Source organism: Acidiphilium sp. MT5 (assembly GCF_054767495.1).
The window spans coordinates 117130-132317 of sequence record NZ_BAABMR010000001.1 but is presented as its reverse complement, the minus strand read 5'-3'; the positions used below and the strand labels follow the sequence as shown (position 1 = coordinate 132317).

Below are 15188 nucleotides of genomic sequence, written 5' to 3'. Positions count from 1 at the left end.
GCCGCCGGCGCCCATCTAACCCCCGCGCAATTTCACCTGCAAATCAAACGTCACCGCATGATGCGGCATTTTGGCGGTGAACGGCGGAAACCGCGTCGCCCGCACCGCAGCCAACGCCGCTTGATCAATCGGTGGCGCCCCTGACGAGCGCTTGACCGATACGCCCAGCAACGCCCCGCTCGGCGCGATCGTGATCGCGACCGTCGTCGTGCCGCGCAAATGCATCATCGCGACTTGCTCGGGCACATGCAAATCATCCTGCACGGCGGCATGAACCCGCGCCGCATACAGCTCCGTCGCGTCCGCCTGCTCCGCCGCACTGATTTGTGGTCGTGGCGGCGGTGGCGGCGGCGGTGGTGGCGCTTGCACATGCGGGACCGGCTTGGGATGCACCACCGGCCTCGGCTTAGGCCGCGGGATCGGTTTGGGCGGCGGCGGCGGCAAGGGTTTCGGCGGCGTGACCACTTTGGGCGGCGGCGGCAAGGGTTTCGGCGGCGGTGGCTTGGGGATCGGCTTAGGGGGTGGCGGGGCGATCACATGGATTTTCATCACCGATTTATGCTTGGCAACAACCGGCCCGGCCTGATTAGCAAAGTGCAAAAACACCACCAGCAACACCGCCTGCACCAGCAACGCACTGGCCAAGGCCCAGCCAAACCGGCCTTGCTGGGCCAAGGCGGGGTGCTCAAGGCGCGCTTGCTTCATCGGTCCTGGCGAATAGCGCGCAGAAACGGCCATTATGGACCGGCAGGAACCGGCTGCGCCGCAATGCCAATATTGGTCACGCCGGCTTTGCGCGAGGCGTCCATCACCGTCACGAAATGCTGAAACGCAACATGCTTCGAGGCCGCAATGGTCACTTGGGTTTTCGCCGGATCACCATCGGCTTGGAACAAAGCGGTGAGTTGATCGGGCGTGAGCGTTGCGTTCTTCACCTTGATGGTTCCATCACGCATGATGTTCACGGTGAATTTCGGATGCTTGAGATGCTGCGATTGCGTGGATGTCGGCAATTGCATCGCAACCCCGGAATCCGGGATCATTTGCAGCGTGACGATAATGAAAAACACCAGCAGAAACAGCATCACGTCAATCATCGGAATGATTTCAACGCGCGCCTTCTTGGGCTCGAAATAACTCATTTTCATGGTCAATACCCTTATCGCGCAGCGGCGATTTCGCGTACCGATCCCCGCGCCGCCACCAGCGGCACCAACGGCGAGCCATCCGTGCGGTTCAGGATCATGGTGCGAATGGTCTCCATCTGATGGAGAATTAACCGCACCTGATTTTGCAGCATGTTAAACGCGGCTAGGCCAAGCATGGCGATCAAAATGCCAAACGCCGTCGCCACCAGCGCATCGGCAACGCCCCCCGTCACCTCCGCCGGCGCATGCCCCGGTTTCGCGAGCACCGAGAAAGCATGAAACATCCCAATAATCGTGCCAAACAAGCCCAAAAGCGGCGCCAGCGTCACAATCGTATCGAGCAACCAAAGCCGCTGATCCAGGCGCGGCGCAACCAACAAAATCGCCTCATCCATGCGGCTATTCAGCGCCGCCGGGCCCGACTCACTCACATGATGAATGGCGGTATCGATCAACACCGCCTCCGGTTGCTTGCCCGCCAGCGTGCGCAAATCATCGAAGTCAGCGCGCGAGAGCGTGGTCATCGCCGCCATTTTGTGCACAATCATGTTGCCGCGCAGAATAGCGCGCCGCAAATACCAAACCCGGTCCAGCATCACCGCCGTCGCGAGCAGAAACAGCCCCGCCAGCACATACAGCACGCCATCAGAATAATTGGCGAGGTGGATAATATAAGCGAGCGACATCGTGGGTCTCCTGCGGATCGCGTAGTGCGACATTGAGCGGCGCAGCATTAGCCGATGCTGCACCGCTCGCGTGTGAAGGATTTGTGACAGTCGCGCGGCTGCGCGATGGCCAAGTCTCGATAATCAGAAATGGATGCCGATCGTGCCGAATATCGAAAGCGGCGCCCCCGGATACCCCATCAGATAGCCCGGCGTGCCGCCGAAATACCCACCCGCCGAGACCACCGAATAGCTGTGATAGCGCCGATCCAACACGTTCAGCGCGGTCAATGTTACATCGACCTTGCGCGTGCCCGCATAAGGAACATGCACCGGCGTAGAGAGTTTGACGGACAGGTTGAACACACCATACCCGCCCATTTTCTGGCGCGTCGGCGCGCTGGTGATATCGCTGAAAATATATTGCGATCCGGTATATTGGAACCAACCTTTCGGCTGGATAACCATCTTGCCGACCGGAATATCGTAGTAAGCGCCAAGATTGAGCAACAGGTTCGGCACATACGATACCGGCGAACCACTATAATCGTTCCCATTAACATTATAGGTGGTGTATTTCGCCTGCTCGACATTCGCATTTGCGGTGAGATGCAGATTATAGAGGGGGTTATCGTCTAGATACATATTCACGCCATTATACTCGGACGTGCCACTGGCGATCACAGTGTTACCCGCTGCGTTGGTAATCGGGATCGATTGCTTGGAATAACGCAAATGATAGTAATTGACGCCAACCAACAAGCGGTTGAACACCCCCGCATGATCCAGATGCGCCTTGAAGCCGGCCTGAAACTCCTGACCAAATTCAAGCTGATAGAGGCTTCCCGGCAGTGAAGTTTTCTGGAAGAACCCGCCACCACCACCAAGCTGCGGCGATTTCCATTCCTCGCTATAGCTCCCATACACAGCAAGCCACGGCAGAACCTGCAAATTGGCCGCAAGCGAGGGGGCTAGTCCGGTCCGCGTTTGATGATCGGCGGGGCCAGCGCTCTGGTTTTCGAAATTCCCAGCAGCACCCGGTGCGAGCGTGAAATCCTGCAAGGTCTCTGGCGAATAATTGACCATGAATTGTTCAATGCGGATGCCAGGGGTGATATGCAGTATCGGGACCGGATGAATATCATCCTGGATGAATGCAGAGACGTTGTTTTGATCGAAATAGCTGGAGCGGGTTTTGCCGCCGGCATTGATCACATCGGGATTACCGAAATAAGGCGCTGCGGGATTATAAAAATTATTGCGACTATTATATTGCGAATAAATATAATAACCACCTAGTTTGACTGTGTTATAAGGCAGTTTAGCGGTCAGATAGAGCTTGTCGCCAAAGCTGAACGTGTAAGGGTTGTTATGCTCATCCTGTTGTGCCCCTAGATTATACACATCGTTCAGCCGCGAATGCAGGCGATCAATGCGAGTAAAGAAGGTCAGATTATGCAGCGACGTAAACTGATCAAGATCGATATTCTCGCGGGCATAAGCCATATAGAGCTGATTGCCGTCGAACTTGTTGTAGCTACTATAAGGCAAGGTGCTGTAATAACCCGATGTCGGTTGGCTATAAAGCGGCCCATTCGGCTGGCCGTTCAGCGTTACACCCGCCACCGGCGAAAACGGAATGACTTGGGCGCGGTAGCCACGGCTCTGCGCGACATAACCGCCCAGCTCTAAGCTGCCATTGGTGAATGTCTTGATCGTCTTGCCGTAAAACGCATAATTGCGGCTGGGATTTTTAAAACCATCCGGCGCCGTGCGGAAACTGTCGCCCTGACCAAATCCACCCGCCAGCACGGTCGACCAACCATCAATCTCGCCGGATCGCACGTCGAACTCAAGATTCTCTTGGGCGTTACTGCCATAAGTCAGGTTCAAATCGGCGCCGGCCTTGGCGGTGGGCTGGATCGGGGTGAACTGAAATTCGCCCGCAATGTTATTGTACCAGCGATCAACCGGATTGCCCGGTCCATAAATCACGTTGGTGTTCTGGATCATGCCAAGCTGCGGGATCGTCGGCGACTGCCAAAGTCCGGTCACCACATCCGCAATCGGCACGCCATCAAACGTCACGGCAATGGCGCCGTCCTGGGTATAGCCCGCATAGCCGCCCCAACCTTGCACCACACCATTCAGTGTGATGGTCGCTTTGGTCGACCCGGTATTGCCATACGTGTTCACATTGACGCCAGGCGCATAGCTCAATGCGCGTGCAGCACCGCCAACCGGCCCCGCCTGGTCCTGTAACTGCTTATCCAGCACCCGAATCGTTTGGCCGGATTTAAAAATCTGTTTCTTGGTCGGCTGTGGCGTAGCGCCGGATACGGCCTGGCCACCCGTAGCGCTGACTTCGCCAGCATTGATCGCCTGCGCCCATGCCATGACGGGCATCAGAGCGGTACTGCCCAACAGGGCCGCCAGAAGAATTGGTTTCGCCGGGTTGAATTTTTGCTGCACGGGAAGACTCCTGTAACTTTTCATTGCGATCGCTGGGCGTCCAAGACCAGAATCCATCCTGGCAGGCAATCGCTCTTCGAGATTCTCGTTGTATATTCATCGAATCTTCAATTTTCTGTCATTGAACTGTCATCGAGCTAGACGCCAAACCCCCCGCAATCCTTAACAACATATAAAAATAGAGACGTGCCTCAAATTAAAAACTGCATGTCTCATCGCAAAATACTTATTGACGAATACCCTTATTGGTTGTATTTAAGAATTCAGAAAACCAGAGGTTGTCATGAAAATACTAATTTTTGGTACGAATAATAGTAATTTAGATCGGCTGGTGCCGTATCTGAAGTCCAGACTCGCCATTGTCGATCACGCGGCCGATGGTGAAGAACTGCTCGATCTCGTCCGCTTCTATGATTACGACGCGGTGATCTTGCACCTCAGCGACGGCAGGGCGCCAGACATCGAATTAATTCGCCGCCTGCGCAGTGCTGGCTTGCGCGCTCCTTTGCTCGTGCTTGCCGCCCAGCTCTCCGAGGCTGGCCGCTTGCGGGTGCTCGAAGCCGGCGCCGATGAGCTGGTCATCCAGGCCGCCTCCCATGAAGAGATTTTTCTCCGCGTACAAAACCAAGCCCGGCGCCAGCGCGGCTTTCAAAACGCTGTGCTGGGCTTTGGTAATGTGGAAATCAACACCAACTCGAAACGCATTCTGGTGGACGGGGCTGCGATTCCGCTCACCAAAAAAGAATATCAAATCATCGAAATCCTTGCCCTGCGCAAAGGCTGCGTGCTGAGCAAGGAGGTGATACTCGACCATCTCTATGGTGGTCTTGATGAGCCGAATGCAAAAATCATCGACGTATTCATTTGCAAAATTCGCAAGAAAATGGCGAATTTCGGCGTCGGTGACTTCATCGAAACCAGTTGGGGCCAAGGCTATATGATTGCCGAGCCACACAGCCTTCCGCCGAAACAGATCGCCGAACCCAATACTGCACTGTCATTGCGGGTTGCTGGATTACGCGCCTGACACCGCTCACGCGGCGGCATCATGGCGCTGTTCCAAACCCCGCAACGCCCGGTCAATCCATTGGGCCGTCAGGCGCTCGCTCAAACGGTTTTGGCCCAACCGATCAGCCAGAACGCCGAAATCGACCCAATCGAGTTTCTGGTCTTGGTTAAAACAGGAGAATACCACCCGCCGTTCACCACTCACCGGATCGACATGCAATTGCAAACATTGCGCGCAGACTTCCTTCATCATGCATTGCATCGGCGAATTGATCGAGCCGACGGCGTGATGTCCTGGCGCAAGATAAGGCTGCAACACGCCATGCCGCGCTTGGGCAACCGCCCGCATCATCCGATCCGAACCAATCGCGATCAGCTCGTTGCACGCATCCAGCTTCAATTCCACCGCGCCCAAGGCGCCCGTCGCATAAGCCAACATGGCATCGACGATATTGCCCACGAAATGGCGATCCTGCGCACGTCCCGGCACAAAACCGGGGGCTTCGTCACTGCACCAAATGATCACATCTGCCGCCCGCTCAATGGCCTCGACATGATAGCGGTCGGCCAATTTTTTATAGCCGGCAAAATACAACACGCGGGTTCCCGCCGCACGCAAGGCCGCGCCAATCGAGAACAGCACGGCATTACCCAGCCCGCCGCCGACCAGCACGACCGTGCTGTTCTGAGCGATATGGGTTGGCGTGCCAGTTGGCCCCATCAGCACCACCCGCTCGCCTTTGCGCAAATGGGCGCATAAATCCGATGATCCGCCCATTTCCAGGGCGATTACCGAAACCAGGCCGCGCTCGGCATCGGCACTGGCGCCGGTCATCGCAAGACCTTCCATCGCCAGCACCGTGCGCAGTTTTTTGCTGCCAACGCCCGATGGCTCCGCGATGGTTTCCTCCCAAACCGGTGCCTTGCTCTCGAAATTCTGCAAGCGGAAAAATTGACCCGGTTTAAAGGATCGCGCTGCGGCGGGGGCGTGCAGCACCACTTCCACAATCGTGGGCGTTAGGCGATGCACCGCGTGAACATGCACATCCAAGGCCGCCCGCAATTGCGCGAGCGGGTCCTGGCCTGCGGCGGGGCGCGCATTCATCAGTGCGGAGACAATCGGATAGCCACGCTTGGCACTGCCCATGGCTTTGACCACGTTGCCAAAAAATGACGGATGCAAATCGCCGAAAAATGAGATCATCCGGCCATCGGCGGCCCGGTGCATCAGCACATCGGTGGTCGCGGGCTTAGCGGTCGCGCGCTCGGGGCTAACCTTATCGCCCGAGGCGTCAATGGCTTGAAAATATTTGCCATCGAGCAGAATCCGCCCGTCCTCGCGCGCCAGCACGGTGTTGGGCTGGGTGCCCGCCGCCACCAGAATCGCGCGGGCGGGCAGCACAAAATCGGTATTATCGCGGCGCACCCGCAAGCCGGCCGCATGGCCATGCGGGTCGAGCTCAACCGCAACCGGCGTAACATTTTCCGCAAATTTGACGCCCTCTTCGAGCGCCTTGGCGACTTCCTCATGATTGAGGGTGTAGCTTGGCGCATCGATCAGGCGGCGGCGATAGGCGATGGTTGCGCCGCCCCAGGATTCCAACAAAGGTGCGAAATGCGGCGGGCGCGATTCTGCCAAAGCAGCTTTGCGCTCAGCGCTGATCGCGGCTTCGTGGGCGAGGAACTCTTCGGCGATGGCAGTATCTTCGGCAGACCAGCCGGCACGCACGGCGGCAACGCCGCGCTCATGCACCAAAATGCGATAGCGCAGCGCGAATTTCTCGACTTGCCGCACATAGTAGGCGAGGCTTTCGGTCGCTGTGTCGATCGCGGTGAGACCGCCGCCAACGACCACGATGGGCAGACGAAGCTGGAGATTCGCAATCGATTCCGCCTTGGCGGCACCGGTGAGTTGCAGCGCCATTAGGAAATCCGAGGCCTGGCGGACGCCGCGCGCCAAACCATTGGGGATATCGAGCACGGTGGGCCGCCCTGCGCCCATGCAGAGGGCGATATGGTCAAAGCCCATCGCCCAGGCATCATCCATCGAGAGGGTGGCCCCGCCGCCGAAGCGCACACCGCCAAAAGCGGCGAAGCGGCTGCGGCGTTCCAGCAGCAGGCGGATGAGTTTCAGGTAGTTTTTGTTCCAGCGCACGGTGATGCCATATTCGGCCACGCCGCCGAAACCAGCCATCACCCGGTCATCCAAATTCTCGAACAGCGTGGCCGCATCGCGCACCGGCGTGGCAATGTCGAAATCCAGCGGCTCGATTTTCAGGCCATCGATGGCGGCAACATGATGGCCCTCATTGAGCAAGTGATGCGCCAAGGTGAACCCGGCGGGGCCAAGCCCGACAACCAAGGCGGCGCGGCCACTGGCGGGGCGCTCAATCGGGCGGCGAATATCCAGCGGATTCCAGCGGGTGAGCAGGGCATAGATTTCGAAACCCCAGGGGAGCGCAAGCACATCGCGCAGAATGGCGCTTTCGGCCTGGGGGATATCGACCGGTTCCTGCTTTTGGAAAATGCAGGATTTCATACAATCATTGCAAATTCGGTGGCCGGTCGCCGCGACCATGGGATTATCGATCAGAATCGTGGCGAACGCGCCGAGCAGATCACCACCCGCGCGCAGCATGTTCATTTCGCTGATCCGCTCTTCGAGCGGGCAGCCGGCTAGGGTGACGCCGAAGGGTGATTTTTGAAAGCCGCCGGCTTTGCGATCCGGCAGGCCTTTGGAGCAGCTATCCTTGCCCTGTTCGTGGCACCAGATGCAGTAATTGGATTGATCGAGGCCCTGTGCGGTGGTCATACCCGGATCGGTGAGCGAAAAACCATCGCGGGCGCGCCATTCATGTTCCGGCAGGCGCAGCATGGTCACGCCATCGCGCTCGATGGTCTCGACGGCGACGAGGCTGGTGGGGTTGAGTTTACGCGGGATCAGAAACAGCACATCGCCGTGATGGGCAGCGCGGCCGGCATGGGTCAGGGCGGCCCAAGCGGCGTATTCGCGTGCGAGATCGAGCGATTCTTGGTCGTTGGCGGCCTCGAAATCGAGTACGGCGCGGGCGAAATTCAGCTCGTTGAACGGGGTGACGCCACGGGATTCGAGGGCCGCGCGCAGGGCTGGACCGGCGGATTCGGCGGGGTCGGGGTATTGTTTGACCGCGCTGCGCTGGACAAAATTGCGTTTGACGGTGCGGATTGGGTCGCGCATCGCGGTTTGGGCGGCGATGGCGGCGATTTCGCCCTCGATTCCGAACAGGGTGCCGAGCTGGGCGACCAGGTGCGGGGCGAGGGCGATGATCAGGGCGGCTTCGTCATGCTTGTCGATCGCATCTGGCTCGGCGCGGGCGCGCATTAGTTTGGCGTGGAGGTCCGCATCATCGCGTTGCAGGGCGGCGACGAATTGGCGATCCAGCGCGATTAAATCATCACGCGGCGCGAGGGCGATCGCGTGGGAACCACTTATCTTGTGCATTGTCTCGCCTTGCCATAGCGGCGGGCGCGCTACAAGGGAGATTAGCCGATGGGGCCTTGGCCGATGGCGAGAAATTTATCGCGGCGTTTGCGCTTGAGGGCTTCGGGGGTGAGGGATTTCAGCGGCGCGAGGGTTGCGGTGATGACATCGGCCAGGGCGTCAATTGCGGCATCGGGGTTGCGGTTTGCGCCGCCGAGGGGTTCGGGGACGATGCGATCGATGATGCCGAGTCGTTTGAGGTCTTGGGCGGTAATTTTCATCGCTTCAGCGGCTTGGGCGGCCATCGCGCGGTCTTCCCAGAGGATGGCGGCGCAGCCTTCGGGGGAAATCACCGAGTAGATCGCGTGCTCGAACATTAATACGGCATCCGCCGCGGCGATGGCGATGGCACCGCCGGAGCCGCCTTCGCCGATGATGGTGGCGATGAAGGGGACTGGGGCGGCGAGGCAGGCATCGATCCCACGGGCGATGGCTTCGGCTTGGCCACGGGCTTCGGCATCGATGCCGGGATAGGCACCGGAGGTATCGACGAAAGAGAGGATGGGGAGGCCGAATCGACCGGCAAGGTCGATCAGGCGGCGGGCTTTTCGATAGCCTTCGGGGCGGGGCATGCCGAAATTATGTTTCAGGCGGGATTCGGTATCGGCGCCTTTTTCGATGGCGAGGACCATCACCGGCTCCCCGCGAAACCGGCCAGGGCCGGCGATGATTGCGGCATCTTCGGCGAAAGCGCGATCACCGGCCAGGGGGGTGAAATCGGTGATCAGGCGGGCGATCACGTCTTTGGATTTTGGGCGCTCAGGGTGGCGGGCCACCTGGGTTTTTTGCCAGGGGGTGAGTTTGCCATAGACCGTGCGAAGCTGGCGCTCGGCCTTATCGGACAGGAGGGCCACTTCTTCGGCGATGTTGAGGGCGCCCGGATCGGTCATCCGGCGCAGCTCTTCGATTTTCGCCTCTAGCTCGGCGATTGGCTTTTCGAAATCGAGAAAATGACGCATGGCAATCCGGTGTCGCAGATTGGGCCGGATGTCAAATCGGGCCTTGTGCGCCGGATTTTTGTTGTTATATCGTAATGATTTAGGCGTGCGGCGGCGTTAACAGGTGGCGGCGATAAAATTCCGCAGCCGGATGGGCAGCGTGTAGCGCGGGTCTGGCCCCGGATCGGGCGGGATGGGCGGGAGGGTGATTGGGGGTGGCGGGGAAAATTTTGGCGCGGGGGCGAGGGTGAGGCGCGCGATGTGGCAGAGCGGGCGGATGATGGCGGCGAGTTGCGGGTCTTGCGCGAGGAGGGTTTGGCAAGCGGGGTCGTGCAGCAGGGATTGCAGCTTGGCGCAGGCGCAGGCGAAGGCCGAGCCGGGGGCGGCGCGGCGCAGCCAGCCATAGGCGTTCGAGGGGCGCGGGATTGGGTTTGCGGGCCGGGCGGGCCGAGGTGGGCGGGGTTTGGTGGGTGGGTGGGGGGTGCGGCGCAAGCGGGCTTTGAAGCGCAAGGCAATGCGGTGCACCCGGTTCCAGGCCTGGGCGCGCAAGGGGGCGATGAGGCGGGCGGCGTAGGCATCGGCGGCGAGGGCGCGCAGGAACAGGTTCATCACCAGGGTAAAGCGCTGGAGAATGGCGACTGAGAGACGCTGCGCGGGGGTGGAGGGTCCAAATGTCATCAAAACTAACATTGCACAAGGGCTGGCGGGTGCGCAAGCGGTTTTTGCGCCGTTATGGGGGTGTGCTGACGGGGGTGGGCTGATGCGGTTGGTTATCGTTCGATAAGCAAAAGGTATTGGCTTTAGGCTTCGCGATCAGGCTAGAACATTTTTACTTGGCGGCAGGTAACACATAACAGGAGAGACGGAATGAGGTATTTTCGGAGCTTGATTGTGGCGGCGGCTGTGTGCGGAGCGGTGCTGGGGGTGGCGCGGGCGGATGGGAGCGGGATGACGCCGATGCCGGGTGGGAAAATTTACACCAAGGGCACGATGGTGATGGGCAAGCCGGTTGAGTTTGAGATGAAGATTGATGCGAAGACGATGGCGATGCTGCATGCCGACATGATGCAGCATAATAAAATGGGACCGGCGGACACGATGATGTGCCAATTGCATGTGGTGCATATGCATCGGGGCATTGTGATGCTGGCTTGCACGCCGGGGTAATTGCGCCGGGCGGTGCTGCGTGAACAGATTGCGCATTTAACAAGGCTCCGCAGGGGCCTGATCGGGAGCGGACAATGGCGGAGCGAAAGAGCAAAGCGGCTCCGGCACGCGCGGATCAGTGCGTGCTGGTGTTGCAAGGCGGTGGCGCGCTGGGGGCGTATCAGGCCGGGGTTTATCAGGCGCTGCATGAGGCCGGCGTAGAACCTGATTGGGTGATTGGCACCTCGATTGGGGCGATTACGGCGGCGTTGATTGCGGGGAATGAGCCGGAGGACCGGCTCGACCGGCTGATGGAATTTTGGGACCGGGTTGAATATGCGCTGCCGGTGAATGCGCTCGCGGCGATGCCGGGCGGGGCGCCGGCCTCACGGGCGATGACGATGTGGGGTGGGTTGCCCGCGTTTTTCTGGCCGAACCCGATGGCGATGTTGGGGCAGAGCTGGCCGTTGGGGGCTGAGCATGCTGGGTATTATTCGACCGGGCCGCTGCGCAAGACGCTGAGCAGCTTGGTGGATTTTGACCGGATTAATCGGCATGAGACGCGGATTTCGGTGGGGGCGGCGAATGTCTGCACCAGCCAGATGCATTATTTTGATAGTCGTGAGCAGGTGTTTTGCGTTGAGCATGTGATGGCGTCAGGCGCGTTGCCGCCGGCATTTCCGCCGGTGCGGGTGGATGGCGAGTTGTATTGGGATGGGGGGATTCTCTCGAACACGCCGCTGGAGGCGATTTTTGATGATAATCCGCGCCGCGATGCGTTGGTGTTTTCGGTGCATGTGTGGAACCCGGACGGGCCGGAGCCGGTGACGATGGCGGAGGTGTTGAACCGGCAGAAGGATGTGCAATTTGCTTCGCGGTCCCGCAGCCAGGTGCAGCGCCAGCGCGAGATGCATAAATTGCGGCATGTGATTGCGAATTTGGCGCAGCGTTTGCCGGACGAGGCGCGGGTGAGCAATGAGGTGGCGGAATTGGCGAGCTATGGCTGCACCACGCAGATGCATGTGGTGGCGCTGCTGGCGCCGAGTTTGCCGGAGGATGATCAGAGCAAGGATTTGGATTTCAGCGGGGCGAGTATTCGGGCGCGCTGGAATGCGGGCTATGCGCAGACGCGGGCGGCTTTGGAGCAAGCGCCGTGGACGGCACCGACGGACCCGCTGGAGGGCGTGATTTTGCACCGGTTTACCCCGTAATTTTTCACCTGTTTTTGTTCTCCTGACTGATGAGAGTGATCATGAAACCAGACGATGTGTTGACCATCCCTTCGATGCCGATGGCGTCACCTTCCTATCCACGGGGGCCTTATCGGTTCATTGACCGGGAGTATTTGATTGTCACGTATCTCTCTGATCCGGAGGCGATCCGGGCGGCGCTGCCTGAGCCGTTGGAGCCGGATGGGAGTGGGACGGTGTTGTTTGAGGTGATCCGGATGCCGGATTCGGCGGGATTTGGCGATTACACCGAGGCGGGGATTGTGATTCCGGCGTTGCTGCATGGGCAGGCGGTGAATTTCACGGCGCAGATGTATTTAGATGATGAGCCGCCGATTGCGGGCGGGCGGGAGATTTGGGGATTTCCGAAGAAATATGGCGCACCTTCGCTGGCGGTGGTGCATGACACGCTCACCGGGCGGCTGAGCTATGCCGATATGCTCGTGGCGGTGGCGACCATGGGGTATAAGCATCAGAACATGCTCTACGACGTGGACGGGCAGAAGCAGTGCAGCAGTGCGTCGATTATTAAAAAGATGAGCCGGACGCAGGTGAATTTGAAGATTATTCCCGATGTGGACGGCACGCCGGCGATTAGCCAGCTGGTTGGGTATAATTTGACCGATATTCAGGTGAAAGGCGGCTGGTCAGGCCCGGCGCGGCTGCAGTTGAACGCGCATGTGAACGCGCCGCTGGCCGATTTGCCGGTGCGCCGGGTGGTGGGCGGGCTGCATTTCATTGCGGATTTGACGCTGCCTTATGGGCGGGTGCTGCATGATTATCTGAAGGGTGGGTAGGGGGAGCGCAAAAATTTAGCGGCGGGCTGAGGCGAATGCGGCGATCACTCTTGGATCAAGCTGATCGTGGTTGTTGCGCAAAAACGCATCGAGCCCGATGATCGCGCTGGTGGTTGTTACCCGCTTGATGATTTGATTGTTGATGGAGATTTCGATCGCGTTGTGGTGCGGGCCTGTTTGCTCGGCGATAGATCGCATGACCCGGAGCGAAACTTGGTGTGTGGTCATGCCGATGATGACGATGGCGGAACCGCCATCGCGCAGGAGGTCGGCGTAGAGTAGTTGGCCGGATTCGAGGTTGATTGGGTCGTTCATCGGATTATTTTGCTCTGGCAGAGCATCGCGTGCGCAGTGGTCGGTGGAAGGTGGTTGGTGATATTCGCGCTCGTGGAATGAGCGGTCATTGCTCAGCTATCAAACAACAACATTTTTTATAATTTTTTTAGGGTTACGGCTGCAACCTTAGTTTCGACCAAGTTCATCCGATCTCGGAGGAAAATCTATGAATCTCTGACTGGCAAGTGGGCCTGTTGTTCTAAAAAATCCAAACATTTCGTTACCGCGTTCATATGCAATCCGATCATGGTCAGACCAGTTATCGCATTCCAGGAGTATTAAATCTTCAGAGTTTGATTGAACAAATCTAGGCGCATCAATAGCTATACCAATAACTTTTTGAAGTTTCGGGAACCTATTTTTTGCACTACCGCACGCAACTTTCAGCATTTCCTGACGGAATTTTCGATATATAGCATAGTCGGCAATTTCTACCGCTCTAACTTGGAGAAAGATATAGCCTATGTCACTATCCAACCCCGAAAAATAAGTCATTTTTCGTTGAATTTGGCCTTGATCTAATTTGATATATGCGAACTTTTGTATTGCTTCTATTATTTCGTTCGCTAACGCTCTGCGGGCGAGTCTTCTTTCTTTTGCCATTTCCCGAACAGCGCTCGGTCCCAAAATATTAGTGTTGCCGATCGCCGTTCCTTCTAGCATATATTGGCTATTCCTCTGGATTAGGTCGTCCCAAATGTATGATTTTCTGTTGGCTTCTTTCTGAGATCGATATTGTTGAGATTTTACGAAATCCGCCCATATGCCTTCTTGTATTATGAACACATTATATTTACCATCTTGCGTCCCAATATAGTATTTATTTGATTTTGATTGGAAATTTTGAAGATAATGTGCGAGAAGATCTTCCTCTCCGGCATACGCCAGTGCTTTGTATTGCTTAACCGCTCTTTCTTTTTCTTTCAAGTAATCCGAGAAATCGGCAATCGTGTCTAATTCGCCTAAGATGATTTCTAAGTTTTGACTGTCAAAAACATGGACAGGATCGTTTTTTTCGATCGGTATCAAGAAAGGGAATATTGGATCGGAATCGCTATCTTCATATTTAATAGCGAGGCTACCATAGACATTCTTTCCCGAGAATTTGATACATGCTTCCTTCGCTCCATGCGCTACTACAATGAGGTGAATTCGCAAATTTGAGCGATCATCGGGGAGCCGAAGGGCAATTTTGCATTCCGCATCAAAGAAAATATCGCCTCCGGTGATGATGTGACGCCTAGCGCCTTTTGCAGTCGTGATTTGCGCTGTAATGACCTTTCGGTGCCATCGTCGCCAAGCCAACTCTATGTTATCGCTATGTTCGAAACTTCGAACCTCGCGATCAAAGAATAGAAATATGTCATTGTCTAGAATTGCAATTACGTCGCACAGTTCGGTACCGGGTTTACGAAATGGATTCGCATAACTCCACAACCGAAGAAACGTTTTATCGCAAAGCTCGGCCAGTAGACGTTCAGTGCCAGTTATCCCAAACTTTTTTACCTTCATTTTTCCTCTTTAAAAAAGTAATTTTAGTTAATTCAAACCGCGCTATAACATATATTTGACATATTAGAAGAAGTCTAATCAATTTTTTAATCGTTAGCAGTAGTGATTCAGAATTTTTGATTTGCCCGGATTGTTTCCTGATTGTCAACGACGCTGAGGCGCTTTTCGATGGTATCCCCAAGCAACGTTGGATCGCCACGCTGCGCTCGCGATGACGGCGGCGGGGCGGCATGGGGAGCGGAAGTTCTTTGCTCCTTTCTTTCAAGAAAGGAGTTTTGCTCCTCTGGTTTTCGCTTTGCTGCGCGGTGTCGGTTGAGCTGTTGGGTTGTGCGCATGGTTTTTCGATAATCAGATTTGGCTGAGGATGGTTAAATTCGCTGCCCAGGGCAATCGCCTTTGGGGGTGGTTGAGATGGAT

General features: G+C 57.1%; 14 protein-coding genes. 4 read left to right on the top strand and 10 right to left on the bottom strand.

Translation table 11 applies throughout. The features are described 5' to 3' along the window. Positions 1-15 precede the first annotated feature (15 nt). The 4 genes from ACYUCQ_RS00625 to ACYUCQ_RS00610 form a co-directional block, all read right to left on the bottom strand. Positions 16-705: an energy transducer TonB gene (locus tag ACYUCQ_RS00625; RefSeq protein ID WP_460252558.1), complete on the bottom strand. Its 690-nt coding sequence runs from the start codon at positions 703-705 to the stop codon at positions 16-18. Positions 706-737: 32 nt separating this feature from the next. Beyond that, positions 738-1148 carry an ExbD/TolR family protein gene (locus tag ACYUCQ_RS00620; RefSeq protein ID WP_460252557.1) on the bottom strand — a complete coding sequence of 137 codons (411 nt, stop codon included), beginning with the start codon at positions 1146-1148 and terminating at the stop codon, positions 738-740. Between the two features lie 11 nt (positions 1149-1159). Next, positions 1160-1834 carry a MotA/TolQ/ExbB proton channel family protein gene (locus ACYUCQ_RS00615; RefSeq protein ID WP_460252556.1) on the bottom strand — a complete coding sequence of 225 codons (675 nt, stop codon included), beginning with the start codon at positions 1832-1834 and terminating at the stop codon, positions 1160-1162. A gap of 123 nt (positions 1835-1957) precedes the next feature. Then, on the bottom strand, positions 1958-4285 hold the full coding sequence (locus ACYUCQ_RS00610; protein WP_460252555.1) for a TonB-dependent receptor: 2328 nt from the start codon (positions 4283-4285) through the stop codon (positions 1958-1960). 283 nt (positions 4286-4568) lie between these two features. Here ACYUCQ_RS00610 and ACYUCQ_RS00605 point away from each other — a divergent pair, with 283 nt between their 5' ends. Continuing rightward, positions 4569-5312: a response regulator transcription factor gene (locus ACYUCQ_RS00605; protein ID WP_460252554.1), complete on the top strand. Its 744-nt coding sequence runs from the start codon at positions 4569-4571 to the stop codon at positions 5310-5312. 6 nt (positions 5313-5318) lie between these two features. On the opposite strand, the gene ACYUCQ_RS00600 is transcribed toward ACYUCQ_RS00605, so the two are convergent. The 3 genes from ACYUCQ_RS00600 to ACYUCQ_RS00590 form a co-directional block, all read right to left on the bottom strand. After that, on the bottom strand, positions 5319-8774 hold the full coding sequence (locus ACYUCQ_RS00600) for an FAD-dependent oxidoreductase (RefSeq protein WP_460252553.1): 3456 nt from the start codon (positions 8772-8774) through the stop codon (positions 5319-5321). 41 nt (positions 8775-8815) lie between these two features. Then, on the bottom strand, positions 8816-9772 hold the full coding sequence (locus ACYUCQ_RS00595) for an acetyl-CoA carboxylase carboxyltransferase subunit alpha (protein WP_460252552.1): 957 nt from the start codon (positions 9770-9772) through the stop codon (positions 8816-8818). 96 nt (positions 9773-9868) lie between these two features. Then, the gene (locus ACYUCQ_RS00590) at positions 9869-10429 is read right to left on the bottom strand and encodes a hypothetical protein (RefSeq protein WP_460252551.1); all 561 of its coding nucleotides are present in this window, start codon (positions 10427-10429) and stop codon (positions 9869-9871) included. Between the two features lie 189 nt (positions 10430-10618). Between ACYUCQ_RS00590 and ACYUCQ_RS00585 the strand changes: the two genes are divergently transcribed. The 3 genes from ACYUCQ_RS00585 (at position 10619) to ACYUCQ_RS00575 (ending at position 12923) form a co-directional block, all read left to right on the top strand. Further along, positions 10619-10918 carry a hypothetical protein gene (locus ACYUCQ_RS00585; RefSeq protein ID WP_460252550.1) on the top strand — a complete coding sequence of 100 codons (300 nt, stop codon included), beginning with the start codon at positions 10619-10621 and terminating at the stop codon, positions 10916-10918. A gap of 74 nt (positions 10919-10992) precedes the next feature. Then, on the top strand, positions 10993-12108 hold the full coding sequence (locus tag ACYUCQ_RS00580; protein WP_460252549.1) for a patatin-like phospholipase family protein: 1116 nt from the start codon (positions 10993-10995) through the stop codon (positions 12106-12108). A gap of 41 nt (positions 12109-12149) precedes the next feature. Then, on the top strand, positions 12150-12923 hold the full coding sequence (locus ACYUCQ_RS00575; protein WP_460252548.1) for an acetoacetate decarboxylase: 774 nt from the start codon (positions 12150-12152) through the stop codon (positions 12921-12923). A gap of 15 nt (positions 12924-12938) precedes the next feature. Here ACYUCQ_RS00575 and ACYUCQ_RS00570 read toward each other — a convergent pair whose 3' ends face one another. The 3 genes from ACYUCQ_RS00570 to ACYUCQ_RS00560 all read right to left on the bottom strand — a co-directional run bounded on the left by ACYUCQ_RS00570 (position 12939) and on the right by ACYUCQ_RS00560 (position 15106). Beyond that, positions 12939-13238, bottom strand: a complete 300-nt coding sequence (locus tag ACYUCQ_RS00570; RefSeq protein ID WP_460252547.1) for a hypothetical protein — start codon at positions 13236-13238, stop codon at positions 12939-12941. A gap of 147 nt (positions 13239-13385) precedes the next feature. Then, positions 13386-14771, bottom strand: coding sequence for a hypothetical protein (locus tag ACYUCQ_RS00565; protein WP_460252546.1), 1386 nt, complete (start codon positions 14769-14771; stop codon positions 13386-13388). A 107-nt stretch (positions 14772-14878) separates the two neighbouring features. Next, a complete protein-coding gene (locus ACYUCQ_RS00560; protein WP_460252545.1) occupies positions 14879-15106 on the bottom strand; it encodes a hypothetical protein in 228 nt (75 codons plus the stop codon). Positions 15107-15188 lie beyond the last annotated feature (82 nt).

Excerpts from the sequence above, each read along its gene's own strand:
- ACYUCQ_RS00580 (WP_460252549.1), top strand. The coding sequence starts at position 10,993 with ATGGCGGAGCGAAAGAGCAAAGCGGCTCCGGCACGCGCGGATCAGTGC.
- ACYUCQ_RS00590 (WP_460252551.1), bottom strand. The coding sequence starts at position 10,429 with ATGACATTTGGACCCTCCACCCCCGCGCAGCGTCTCTCAGTCGCCATT.
- ACYUCQ_RS00620 (WP_460252557.1), bottom strand. The coding sequence starts at position 1,148 with ATGAAAATGAGTTATTTCGAGCCCAAGAAGGCGCGCGTTGAAATCATT.
- ACYUCQ_RS00625 (WP_460252558.1), bottom strand. The coding sequence starts at position 705 with ATGAAGCAAGCGCGCCTTGAGCACCCCGCCTTGGCCCAGCAAGGCCGG.
- ACYUCQ_RS00600 (WP_460252553.1), bottom strand. The coding sequence starts at position 8,774 with ATGCACAAGATAAGTGGTTCCCACGCGATCGCCCTCGCGCCGCGTGAT.
- ACYUCQ_RS00585 (WP_460252550.1), top strand. The coding sequence starts at position 10,619 with ATGAGGTATTTTCGGAGCTTGATTGTGGCGGCGGCTGTGTGCGGAGCG.
- ACYUCQ_RS00595 (WP_460252552.1), bottom strand. The coding sequence starts at position 9,772 with ATGCGTCATTTTCTCGATTTCGAAAAGCCAATCGCCGAGCTAGAGGCG.
- ACYUCQ_RS00560 (WP_460252545.1), bottom strand. The coding sequence starts at position 15,106 with ATGCGCACAACCCAACAGCTCAACCGACACCGCGCAGCAAAGCGAAAA.
- ACYUCQ_RS00565 (WP_460252546.1), bottom strand. The coding sequence starts at position 14,771 with ATGAAGGTAAAAAAGTTTGGGATAACTGGCACTGAACGTCTACTGGCC.
- ACYUCQ_RS00615 (WP_460252556.1), bottom strand. The coding sequence starts at position 1,834 with ATGTCGCTCGCTTATATTATCCACCTCGCCAATTATTCTGATGGCGTG.
- ACYUCQ_RS00575 (WP_460252548.1), top strand. The coding sequence starts at position 12,150 with ATGAAACCAGACGATGTGTTGACCATCCCTTCGATGCCGATGGCGTCA.
- ACYUCQ_RS00570 (WP_460252547.1), bottom strand. The coding sequence starts at position 13,238 with ATGAACGACCCAATCAACCTCGAATCCGGCCAACTACTCTACGCCGAC.
- ACYUCQ_RS00605 (WP_460252554.1), top strand. The coding sequence starts at position 4,569 with ATGAAAATACTAATTTTTGGTACGAATAATAGTAATTTAGATCGGCTG.